The organism is Candidatus Jordarchaeum sp. (genome assembly GCF_052745115.1).
In genome coordinates, this window is sequence record NZ_JBRAKS010000100.1 from 1 (window position 1) to 11,845 (window position 11,845).

Genomic DNA, 11,845 nt, shown 5'->3' on the forward strand with positions numbered 1-11,845 from the left:
CCCTACATAAGACAAACAACAACCAGAAAAACTACATACCTAAGACGGGGTCCCACCTGAAGAGACTCTGCTACCTGAAATACTTAGAGGAAATACACGTTAGAGAGACGTGGAATGCATGATTATATCCCAAAGCCGAATCTTTTGTTTGCCATATTTTTAAGTTATTTTTAAATGCTTATAGAATTAATACCGGTGCGTTTTCCTTGAAGTTAGCATACTAAATAGTTTAGCAATTATTTAGAAAATTTTCTTTTTCGGATGTTTTGTTCAGTAGTCTGCGAGTAGGTGGATGTTTCCTATTTTGACGTTTATCAGTCCTGCCTTTTTTGCGGCTTCGGTGCTTTCGAATGCTAGTTTTTTGCTGGTAGTTGGTATGTCGTTCATTATGTATGTGGGGTAGAATGCTAGGAGGGAGTAGGGTATTTCGGGGTTTATGTTTGCTATGAAGTTTGCTATTTTTTCTACTTCTTCTACTTCGACGTATCCCGGTATTAGTAGGGTGCTTGCTATGAGTGGCGGGGGCTTGGGTCTTTCTTCAAAAATCTTTCCTAGTTTTTGGAAATTCTCTAGTGTTTTCTGGTTACTTGCTCCGCAGAGGGCTATGTTGAGAGGTTCGCTCCAGGTTTTGAGGTCGAATTTAATGTTTCCTCCGGTTTGTAGTGCTAGTTGTGCGGCTTTTTCCAGTAGAGGCCAATTCATGGAACCGTTTGTTTCCCAACATATTCGCATTGGGCCTTTCCATTCTTTTGCTTTTTCTATGGCGAGTTCGGCTGTTTTTATGGAGTGGGGCATTTGAACTGAGGGGTCGCCTCCGAAGTAGCATATGCAGGATACTCTATTGGTGCATTTTTCTACCAAGTTTTTTGCACTCAGGGTGGGTTCGAGTTTGTTTGTGTTTTCCCGGTAGTGCCAGTTTTGGCAGAATAGGCAGTCGAAGGAGCAGGCTCCGTAAAAAACGGCTAGATTTACTTTTCCATATTCTGGTCCTCGGGCGTTGGTGTATTTTGGGAAGCCTAGGCTTGTGCATCCGGGGCATACCCAGGCGGCTACGCAGTTTGTGGGTAGTGGATCATAGTACCATTCCAATAGGCCTTTAGCTGGGGTTCCGGCGTATCGGATTAGTTTTCCTTCCTTGTTTGCTACGAGTCCGCAGTATCCTTTCTCCCCTTCTGGTATTTTACAATTGTTTACGCACATTCCGCAGAGTATTCCGTTTTTATCGTTTGGAGGGGTTTCTGGTAGGTTAAATTTGAGTCTGCTTACTCTATGAGCTTTAAAGGTGTGGGGGAGCGCTTCCTCAGGATTTTTGATTATGCATTTTCTGCATACACCCAGATTTTCAGATATTAGCGGGCTTTCTTTACCGCAAACTTTACACGTGGATAGGGTTGTTTTAAAATTTTCAAATACTCGGAAGCTCATAGATTAATTTTCCCCTTCCTTATTGGTACTATGATATATTAGTTAATATTAACTAATAAAGAATACTCTATATATTAGAAAGCGGGATGTTTTGCAGGGTTAAATTTGTAATTTTTTATATGTCTTCAGCCTTTTTTGACATAAGGTACGCGCTTTCCCCATCGTGGTAATATCCTCTCAGCTCCCGCTCCACTGTGAATCCTAAACTCTTATACATAGCCAAAGCGGCCTCATTGGTGATTCTTACCTCTAATACAAATTCCTCGGCGCCATAATCCTTCATAGCCTTCATACCTTCTAGCATGAGTCTTTTACCCAATCCTCTTTTGCGATGCTCTGGTAGAACCGCTATGGAAACAACGTGACCTTTGGTGACCCGATGGAATTTAGTATTAAAAACACCCGGAAGTCCCTTTTCTATCCTATTCATCATATAACCCGCTATTTCCCCATCCTTTTCTGCAACAATAAACGATCGAGGATATTTTTTAAGAATCTCAATGAAGAAAGGATAAGGATAATTTTCTGGAAGAGTTACCTGATTAATTCTCATTACCTGGTGAATATCGCTTGTCTCCGCATGCCTTATGACATAGTCCTCATTCGCCAAAGAATCACCACGAAGCGCTTTATAATTCTAACTAGTAATGATGATATAATTCTTCACAAATAACCGATTTAATCTTTACGTAAAGACCAAACTAACAAACTCCTTTCCAGCAAAACCACCACAACTAGTAACAAAATAATAATCTAGGTAAGGTTCTTTACAATATAATTTTTATGGAATTTTGATTAATGACATTAATTTTACCTGGTCGGAAAGATTTTTAACTCACTCTCACTTTAGAGAGAAACAAGAGGCACTAGAGGATGGAAACAAAACGGAACCAGAAAAACAATTACCTTTAAACTTTGATGATCTACGTAGAATTGTCGAGAGCCACTTCATAGTATTCGAAGCATATACAGAGTTGGATGGCACTCCCACATTTATTTTACCATCAGCCCAAGACACTAAAATTCCTTTTCAAGAGCTTTTAGATGACTTGAGTAAATATGACCTAATAGCATTTTTGAGGAGTTCAGAAAAGGTTCCACAAAAATATCAGATATACACCGATTATGTTCCTTTAGAGAGGGAGGAATCCGAACTAATTATAAAAGTGTTCCCAAATCCCGAACCGAAAAAAACCAGATCGGCAGTGACAAATGTTCTCCTACTTATCGCAACGATGCTAACCATATCGTTTACAGGTATCTTGCTAGTTAAAAACTACAATGATTTTGGAATACTTCTTAATGCCTTTGTGGGCTACACATATACTCTATACGGTGACCCCTTGATGCTTATAAGCATCCTCCAAGGCCAGATATGGAATTGGTACAGTAATCCGAGTTTACTAATAATCGCCTTTACCGCAAGTCTTCTTGCAATTATCGGACTACACGAAATGGGCCATTATGTTACTGCAAAGATGCGGGGCCAAAAGGCGTCGCTCCCCTTCTTTATACCCGGAATCCCACCCATAGGGACCTTTGGAGCTGCCATAATTCAAAGAACTCCTACCGTTAACCGAGATACGCTTTTTGAACTGGGATTCATGGGCCCAATAACAGGCTTCATAATAACTCTCATAGTTTTAATAATATCCATATACCTGTCCCCTATAATCTATCCCCCAATTGTTTACCATCTCGCAGCATTCGAAACACAGATTATATCTAAATATGGTCTAGACACCTTTTATTTGATTTATAATTATGGCTATCCCAGCATATTGCTTGGAGGTTCAATTTATTTATCCTCACCACTTTCGAATCCTAGTTCAAATCCTCTACTCTATCAAACCCTATCCTCTTTACTCAGACCAACTCCATCCTTTAGCTTTATGATTACACATCCATTGAGCTGGGCGGCCTGGATAGGTATGTTGGTCACCGCACTAAACCTGTTCCCTATAGGGATGTTAGACGCTGGCCATATGCTCCGTTCCTTTCTCAGTCGGAGATATCACACTATTGCATCCTTTATAGCTGCTGGAGCAATGATAATTATCAGTGACGCTTATCTTCTAATGGCCCTCATTGCTTTATTTACTATTCCGAGAGGTGGGCACCCTGGACCACTGGATGATGTCTCACCAGTCCCGAAATGGAAAATTGCTCTCTTTGCGGGAATGATAATAATCGCGATATTCACCATACCTCGACTGGGCTACGGCTTCTTCTTCTAAACTACTCATAGAACTCAATTTTTATTATACTTAATTTTAGAAACTTTTTTAAATAGAATCAACCTTACGAACATCTAAATCTCACAGGAAGGAATAGAAACGATTAATGGTGAAGAACTGCCATTAAGCCTAGAAGACCTGCGAAGAATTATCGAAAGACGCTTTATAGTTTTCGAGGCATACATGGATTTAGACGGGAGCCCAACATTTATTCTACCGTCAGCCCAAGACACCAAAATTCCTTTTCAGGAACTCGTAGAAGACCTAAATAAATATAATTTGATCCCATTACTGAGAAGAGCAGAAAAAGTTCCACAAAGATACCAGATTTACCCCGATTACACGACACAAGAAAAAGAGGAATCTGAACTAGTTATGAAAATATTCTCCAGCCCCGAACCCAAAAAAACCAGATCCCCCATAATAAACATTCTCCTACTAATAGTAACAATAATCACAATATCATATACCGGCTATCTTCAAGTACAAGGCTACAATTATTTTGGTACAATGATTAATGCAGTGGTCGGTCCCCAATGGGCTTGGTACGGCGACCCCGGTCTACTTATAATCGCCTTTACCGCAAGTCTTCTTGCAATTATCGGACTACACGAAATGGGACACTACCTTACCGCTCGGATTAGAAGGCAAAAAGCTTCTCTTCCCTTTTTCATACCGGGCTACCCGCCCCTCGGGACACTGGGCGCCGTTATTGTTCAGAGAACACCCACTGTTAATCGGGATAGACTTTTCGAGTTAGGCTTGATGGGGCCCTTAACTGGTTTCGTAATAACGATCATAGTTTTAATAATATCCATGTACCTAACTCCAATCATATATCCTAATGTACTATTTGAAATTTATAAAACAAATTTGCAATTTAACCAACAGATAATATCTACATATGGCTATGATTTCTTCGGAATTCTTGTAAACCTTGGCTTACCCTATCTTTGGGTGGGGCCTTCACCCTTCACGGATCCTCTTCTCTATGGCTTTCTAGAACCCCTTATTAGAACGAGGCCTCCTTTTACTTTCATGCCTGTACACCCGCTTAGCTGGGCGGCATGGTTAGGTATGCTGGTCACTGCGATTAACCTCTTCCCGATTGGCTTTTTGGATGGTGGCCATATGGCGCGTTCCTTTCTGAATCGGAAGTATCATCTAATTGCATCCATAATAGCGGCAGGGGCAATGCTTCTTGTCAGTACTGGTTATCTTCTTTTCGTTATTTTGATCTTTTTCCTGAGTATGAGAGGTGGTGGTCATCCCGGGGCACTAGATGATGTGTCATCGATCTCGAAATGGAAAATTGCTGTTTTTGCAATCATGATGATTGTTGCCGTACTTACCATACCCGGAATACCAGGACTATTCTAGTGTTTCCACTTCCATAACTCCACCGAAAATGCTAATTCCTAAAATTTCATTAGGAACTTTTTTAAATTAAATCAACTATCGAATATCCAAATCTTATAGGAAGGAGCAACGACGACAGAGAGTGGAGAGTTTCCATTAAGCTTGGAAGAATTGCTAAGAATAATTCAAACAGAATTCACAGTCTCGGAACACTACACCGATGCGGAAGGAATTCCGGTATTTCTCCTACCCTTAAACCAAGAAACAAAGGCTCCATTCCAGAGATTAATAGAAAAACTGAAAACCTATAATCTTATTGCGGTTCTGCGCAATTCGTCACAGCAAAAACGCGAACACAAATTGAACTCTCAAAGGGAAGATGAAAAATTAAAACAAATGCTTGTTCTGGAAGTCTTTCCTAAGATGAAGGCGGGTAAACGGAAGGGGCCTATATGGAATTTCGTCCTTTTAATTGCTACCATCGGTACGGTAACCTTGGCTGGGTACTGGTGGGTGGATCAATATGATTGGTTCGGTATTTTTGTAAGCCTCTTATCTGGTCCTGGATACGGTTGGTACACCAATCCATGTTTATTAATCATTGGTTTTACTGTGTCGTTACTTTCAATAGTTGGAATGCACGAATTAGGACATTATCTTATTTCTAAGAAGAGAGGAGTGGAGGCTTCTTTGCCTTTTTTCATTCCCGGAATTCCTCCAATTGGGACATTTGGGGCAGTTATAGTTCAGAGAAGTCCGGCTGTTAATAAGGATAAATTATTCGATATTGGTTTGATGGGTCCCTTAACCGGTTTTATAATAGCATTTTTTGTAGCATTATTGGCGATTAAAATCAGTCCAATAGTTTACCCAAACGTGCTTTTTGATATATATCAATTAGAATACTTGCTTTCTCTACCAGTTCTTAATTTTCTAGTAAACGTATACAATAATACTTCGCCAGCTCTTGCATTTTATCTGGGACAACTCTTTTGGAACCCTCCAAATTGGCCGGTGCAGATTATTGGTCCCAGCATGTTTGCAGATCCATTACTGATTACGGTTCTTTTTCCCATATTAAGACCTGAAACTGTCCTAAGTCCTGTGTTTTTTAGTCCCCTGTATTTTGCAGCTTGGGTAGGCTTTTTTATTACCGCTATTAATTTGTTTCCAATTGGCATGCTCGATGGTGGGCATTTGTTTCGGGCGATTCTGAGTAGGCGTGCCCATTTTATTGCTTCCCTAATTGCAGCAGTTATAATGATAGCTATAAGCTGGGTGTATGTTGCTATAGTTATCATCGGTTTGTTATCGATTAGAAGGGCAGGGCATCCGGGAGCTCTGGACGATGTTTCTCATATAACAACTTCTAGAAAAATTATACTCATAATAATGATATTTATTCTAATAATCGCTATTCCGCCCTTAACCTGGAGTTTTCCGCTATTCTAGCTTACCAGTTTATAAATAAATTCAGAAAAACTTGGATATTTTTAAAGAAGAGATTGTGAAGCTCTTTTTATACTGCGTTAAAGGGAAAGTATAGGAATACAGTATGTTTAACATGGGAGAATTGCTGAGCCGTGGGGTATGACCTTTATTTTGGGATCCTTTTTCATGGTATTGAACGTGTCTTCGAGGGCTTCTTCTATGGATTTTACTGGGATGATTTTGTAGACTTTTTCCAGTTTTTTTGGAGGTATTTCTGTTATCATGTATATTTTCGCTTTTTGAAGGGCTTTTGCTAGATAGTAGGCTTTGTGTGCTCCCATAACGAAGTTTTCTACGAGTTGTTTTTTCATCTCTTCTGCTGTTGAATATTTTTCCATCCATTCTTGGAATACCTCGTGACCTGTGTGTTCTCTGCACTCGGCTACGAAAATTATGGCGCCATTGTTTTTAACTACTGGAAGGGCGTTGTGAATCGCCTTGTATGCTTGGTAAAGATTTATGTCTTTAGGGTAGCCTCCGGCACTCACTATTACTATATCTGCCTTGTCGCTCTTGACCCGGTATACCGAATCCAAGAATCTTACACCTTCATAAAAGGCGGATTCTAGATCTCCGCAAAAAGTCTTTATGATCTCTTTTCTAGTATTTTGAACTACATTTACTATAATATCTGGTTTGGCCAGCTTGGCGCCTTCAACCATGTCTTCGTGGATGGGGTTTCCCTCTAGAACTCCTATTTCTGATTTGGGATGTGTAAGCATGCAGTGATTTTTAGTAACCGTCTCTTTGGATGCAACTCCCGGCATTATACTTTTTCTTCCTCCTCCGTACCCCGCGAAGAAATGATAACATATGTCTCCAGTTAATATTTTTAAATCCGCTTTAACTACCAGAGGATTCAATTCAACCCTGGTTCCCCTCGACGTGGTTCCTAAATAGACTAAATCTTCTGCTTCACAGTCGTGGTTTGTCCACTGGATTTCTTCAGCTATATTCTCCCCAAGAAGATTTTTTGCTTCCTGTTCCTTCACCTTTCTATGGGTTCCACAACCAAAAATAATGTTAACATTGTTTTTACTGATTCCTGACCTTTTTAATTCCTCTAGGATTGGTGGGAGAATTATTTTGGTTGGAGCAGGCCTTGTATGGTCATCAACAATAATAGCTATGTTATCTTCATTTTTAATCAAGCGGTCTAGTGGCTGATAGTCTATTGGGTTTCGGAGGCATTGAAGTATGTCCGCTGCAGGGTCTTTCACTCCCTGTGGTTCATTTACTTCTAGCGTTCCAGAGTAATTCTTCTCCGGAATTTCTGCCACCATCTTCTTAGTTCCGTAATTTAAAGAGATCTTGACCAATCCTTGCACCTTTTAGAAGTCTGCTATTAAACATTTTTTGCAAAAGTTAAGAATACAAATACTTGAAATTAATTAAATATATTCTAACCGAAAATTCTGCATAATCCCTTATAAGATTGAGAACTACACTTGAATCAAATTTTCTATAAATAAATTTTTATAGATTATTTATAAAAATATTAACTCACTAACATGGGGGATAACAATACCTAAACCTGAGTTTATACATATTGAAAAAGTGGTTGCATCAGTAACACTTAACTCGAGAATAAATCTCGAATAAATCTAACGTTCCTTTACCAACGCAGAGTACCGCCCAAACTATTCCCAGAACTCGTATATCGCATAGAAAAACTTTAATCAGTCCTCCTCTTATTCGACTCGGGCAAAATTTTCTGGACAGGTTCAATAAGCGAGAAGGAAGCAGTTATAGCAGTAAACAAAATCGTGAAACACCTTGAAGAAACAATTATAGAAATCACCAGGTCTCCGTTCAGGTTTAAAAAAATTGTAGCTTTTGCAAGCCTAGGGGGTGAGCTAAACCTGGAAGAAGCAGTAGTAATCTTACAAGAAGTAATGTATGAATCCGAACAGTTAGCTAGTCTAATTTACAAGATGAAAACTAAGTCGCAACACTTCTATTCGAATCTGGACGCTTGGTTCTTATGGGATCTAAAAGCAAGTAGGATGTTTATACTGGCGGAAACAATGTTTTAAAGACTCTATTGGAGCTGGGAACAATGAAAAATTGATGTACGGGGAAAATAAAAAATATGGGCAGATACTTGTTACACTAAGCAAATTTTAGCTTGTGGCAACTATCTATTCTAAAATAATATTAGGAATTAACTATATTTTTTAGGGGGGCTATTCTCTAAATCAGAAATATTAGGTGGCGAGCTGAATACAAGCATTAAATTTTTGTTTTTTAGATTATTTGTAACTTTGTAGTGTTTGAGCCTAATTAGTTCTACATAAACTTTTCAGGCAGCGCTATGCCGTTTGTTTTGCTTTTATTTATAAAAAAGTGGGAATCAGATTTCAGAGATTATGCCGCCTAGAGCAAAAATTCTCTGTTTCTTGTTTATTATTTCACGATTTATTTTCATAGCTTTAACCATTAGTCGCACATAGTTCTTGTCTCTTTCCTCCGGGCTTAATCGCCCGGTCATAAAGTCCATGTCCATCTTTTGCAGTTCCTCTTGTATCTCATTCTTTTCGGTTTTTAGCTGATCTATCTCTGTTCTAAGTATGTCTATTTCCTGTTTTTCTTTGGACGTAACTTTCACCGGTTTTATGCTTGGTGCGCCACCTAATAGGGTTCTGAAAAACGATTTTACCTTTTCTACTATACCCATTCCATATAACCTCCAGTTATTTTACATACCCATAACGGATTTTCTAATTAATTCATAAAGTTTCATTCGATTCATAGGATCTATTGCAACAAGACCATAAGTTTCAGCTTCCATAATTTGACTCACTTTCTCGGGGGTAAGAGCGTTAGGTAAGTCCTGCTTGTTGGCTAAACAGAAAATGTTAGCTTCTGGTTCAACATCTCTAATTAAACGAACGAAATACCGAGACTTGACCACGTTCTCCAGAGTGGATTCAGTAACAATAATGATTAGAGAAGCGTCCCGAATGAACTTTTCCCAAGTCAACTCAAACCGTTCCTGACCCGCGAGATCCCAACATATCAATGATGTGTTTCCGATTTTCGCTCCTTTAACACCTTTTATTCCTACACCTATCGTAGGTATGTGCTCCGTAGGGAGTTCTTCCTCCCTTAAGAGCTTGAGGATGGTCGTTTTCCCTACACCGCTATAGCCTATCAAAGCGATCTTAAGATAGGTTAAAGTTATTTCATCAGCAACAGACTCAAATTTTTGAAATGTTGAAACTTCAGCACTCCATTCAGATAGCTCGTTTTGAAATGTCTCCAAAAAGCTTTTTTTTAGTGATTGCAACTTTTCTTTCATTTCCGATATTACATCACGCTTATCCGCTTCCAGGGTGAAAACAATTCCATTCGAATTAGAGTAATAAATTCTCGTGTTTTTTAGATTCATGAATTCTATGCTTCCATTTAATTGAAGCTTCGGAACGAGAAGAGCTAAGGAACTTACGAATTCACTCAGAACTTCGGCCGCTACACTGCTCTGCCCATATCTTTTAGTGAATAAGGGTTCTCCATTGGAATTTAGAATGGACACCTCTCTAATCATATCATACCCTCTACATGGGGTAACTATCCCTGAGCGCCTTTAAATGCCACAATAACATCCGAGGTGGCTTTATCTGATCATTATACTGTTGAGCAATCTGCTCCACCAGATATTCTGGGAAAAACGTCATCACCTTAATATCAGTCATCAACGCACTATGAGTTCTCCTATCAATCTTAAGATCCATAGTAAAGCCCGCTTTATCAAAAGCCGCTAAAATACTGTCCACAACAGATTTCTTCTTATCAAGTATTTTATGAATCTCTCCCTTTGGAAGAACATTTTCTCTTAGCCCAACTAGCACATCGTAAGCATCCGGATCCGAAAGAATTTTAGTTATTGTTTCAGTATCTTCAGGGGTAACAACGTAATCTCTGAAAAAGTTTTTAACCTCATCCAAGTAATCTGAGGAAGCCTCAGCACCAAACTCTCCGGATTTTGCCTTTTTCACAATTATTCTAGCAGGAACTCGGGCTATAAACACATCTCTTATTAGAAAAATGCACTGACTAGGAAGGCCCTCAACCCACTGTGTGGTAACAAGACCATTCTTGATGAGGGGCGCCATAAACGAGTATAGCTCAATCGCCTTCACTTCTAATTTATGCTTCAACCAAACCTCTAGATCCGAAACTGTAGTATTACCTTCCTCAATCAACCGCTCAATGATACTACGCCTAACAGGATCCGAGAGAATTACCCCCATCCTCTGTTCCTCACTAAGGGTTGGAAACCTAGTAAGCTTATTATACAAATCCTCAAGCTCTGCCTTATATTCCTCGTTCTCCAACTTCGCGAAAATATTAGCAGCTATCTCAGTCAAACCATCCTCATACTCGTCAGCATTCTCCTCCAAAGTCAAAAGCAAAGCAACGTAGTAGTTAATATCCCATCCACCATACTGTGATGCGACGTTCAGGTTTCCGAGTCTCATTGACATGAATCCTGCGGCTGCTTCGCCCATGGCGTGTGCCGTGTATATTTTCATTATCTGGTCTTCGGTGGTTCTTATGTCCTCAGGGTATTTTGCTTCTAGGACCGCTCCGAGACGGTTGTCCCACTTTACTACGATAAGTCCGAAAGGCATATTTTAACTTCCTTTTGTTTTTTATGATATTATCATATTATTTTTATGTATTAACCTTTTAATTTTGTTTTCGGTATTTATATGTTAATAATTTGGTTTTTTAGAGTCTGCTTTCCCACAAGAAGCACTGTTAAGAGAATTTCTAATAGTTATCTAATATTTTTTAACGGCACTAGAATATAAGAACTTTTTCATGGTTTAATAAGACATAATGTTATAGGTATGTTTTTTGCACAGGGGGTATGTGTTTTTATTTGTTGGCTACTTGTGAAGGAGGCTATATACTCCTTCTTTTCCAATTCCAAGACGTATTAGAGGAGTTAAGAAAAACACTCCTACATACCAAACACCAAAAAATACATACCTAATACATCGTGTCGTTTAATAAAGACTTTAATAGAGTTAGATTTTCATTAGACCTTAGGTGTAATTATTTTCCATTCAGAAATGGTGTGAAAAAGTTTAAAATCCTTCAGAAATCATACCGAAAAACGCAAGAACTGTGATAAAAGACGCTTGAAAACGGAAAAAAATCCGGAAGTATTAATTACGCCTAAGGTCACGAAAAACAAAAAATATAATATTATTTGTTACAAGCAATTTTTTGTAACTCTTCGTTTTATTAACCACTTAAAGGTTTTTCCTTTTTCAGTATTTGAAAATGAAATAGGTTATTAAAACTGGTTTTGGCTGGTGAGC

The 11,845-nt window shown here is 38.9% G+C and carries 10 protein-coding genes; 4 read left to right on the forward strand and 6 right to left on the reverse strand.

The window, feature by feature from the left end:
• Window positions 1–270: 270 nt before the first annotated feature.
• Window positions 271–1,425, reverse strand: coding sequence for a radical SAM protein (locus tag ACUVXA_RS08880; protein WP_445870896.1), 1,155 nt, complete (start codon window positions 1,423–1,425; stop codon window positions 271–273).
• A 115-nt stretch (window positions 1,426–1,540) separates the two neighbouring features.
• Entirely contained in the window at window positions 1,541–2,035 is a 495-nt protein-coding gene (locus tag ACUVXA_RS08885; RefSeq protein ID WP_445870897.1) for a GNAT family N-acetyltransferase, read from the reverse strand.
• Between the two features lie 181 nt (window positions 2,036–2,216).
• Here ACUVXA_RS08885 and ACUVXA_RS08890 point away from each other — a divergent pair, with 181 nt between their 5' ends.
• From ACUVXA_RS08890 to ACUVXA_RS08900, 3 genes are all read left to right on the forward strand, one after another.
• On the forward strand, window positions 2,217–3,662 hold the full coding sequence (locus ACUVXA_RS08890) for a site-2 protease family protein (protein WP_445870898.1): 1,446 nt from the start codon (window positions 2,217–2,219) through the stop codon (window positions 3,660–3,662).
• Between the two features lie 183 nt (window positions 3,663–3,845).
• Window positions 3,846–5,042, forward strand: coding sequence for a site-2 protease family protein (locus ACUVXA_RS08895; RefSeq protein ID WP_445870899.1), 1,197 nt, complete (start codon window positions 3,846–3,848; stop codon window positions 5,040–5,042).
• A gap of 141 nt (window positions 5,043–5,183) precedes the next feature.
• Window positions 5,184–6,473, forward strand: a complete 1,290-nt coding sequence (locus ACUVXA_RS08900) for a site-2 protease family protein (protein ID WP_445870900.1) — start codon at window positions 5,184–5,186, stop codon at window positions 6,471–6,473.
• 107 nt (window positions 6,474–6,580) lie between these two features.
• Here ACUVXA_RS08900 and larA read toward each other — a convergent pair whose 3' ends face one another.
• Window positions 6,581–7,831 (reverse strand): nickel-dependent lactate racemase, encoded by a 1,251-nt coding sequence (gene larA, locus ACUVXA_RS08905; RefSeq protein ID WP_445870901.1) that lies wholly within the window; start codon window positions 7,829–7,831, stop codon window positions 6,581–6,583.
• Between the two features lie 447 nt (window positions 7,832–8,278).
• Here larA and ACUVXA_RS08910 point away from each other — a divergent pair, with 447 nt between their 5' ends.
• Window positions 8,279–8,548, forward strand: a complete 270-nt coding sequence (locus ACUVXA_RS08910; RefSeq protein ID WP_445870902.1) for a hypothetical protein — start codon at window positions 8,279–8,281, stop codon at window positions 8,546–8,548.
• A 317-nt stretch (window positions 8,549–8,865) separates the two neighbouring features.
• Here the strand turns inward: ACUVXA_RS08910 and ACUVXA_RS08915 are convergent, their stop codons facing one another.
• The 3 genes from ACUVXA_RS08915 to ACUVXA_RS08925 are packed head-to-tail and all read right to left on the reverse strand — an operon-like array spanning window position 8,866 to window position 11,146.
• Window positions 8,866–9,189: a hypothetical protein gene (locus tag ACUVXA_RS08915; protein WP_445870903.1), complete on the reverse strand. Its 324-nt coding sequence runs from the start codon at window positions 9,187–9,189 to the stop codon at window positions 8,866–8,868.
• A gap of 21 nt (window positions 9,190–9,210) precedes the next feature.
• Window positions 9,211–10,059 (reverse strand): ADP-ribosylation factor-like protein, encoded by an 849-nt coding sequence (locus tag ACUVXA_RS08920; protein ID WP_445870904.1) that lies wholly within the window; start codon window positions 10,057–10,059, stop codon window positions 9,211–9,213.
• 10 nt (window positions 10,060–10,069) lie between these two features.
• On the reverse strand, window positions 10,070–11,146 hold the full coding sequence (locus ACUVXA_RS08925; protein ID WP_445870905.1) for a hypothetical protein: 1,077 nt from the start codon (window positions 11,144–11,146) through the stop codon (window positions 10,070–10,072).
• Window positions 11,147–11,845 lie beyond the last annotated feature (699 nt).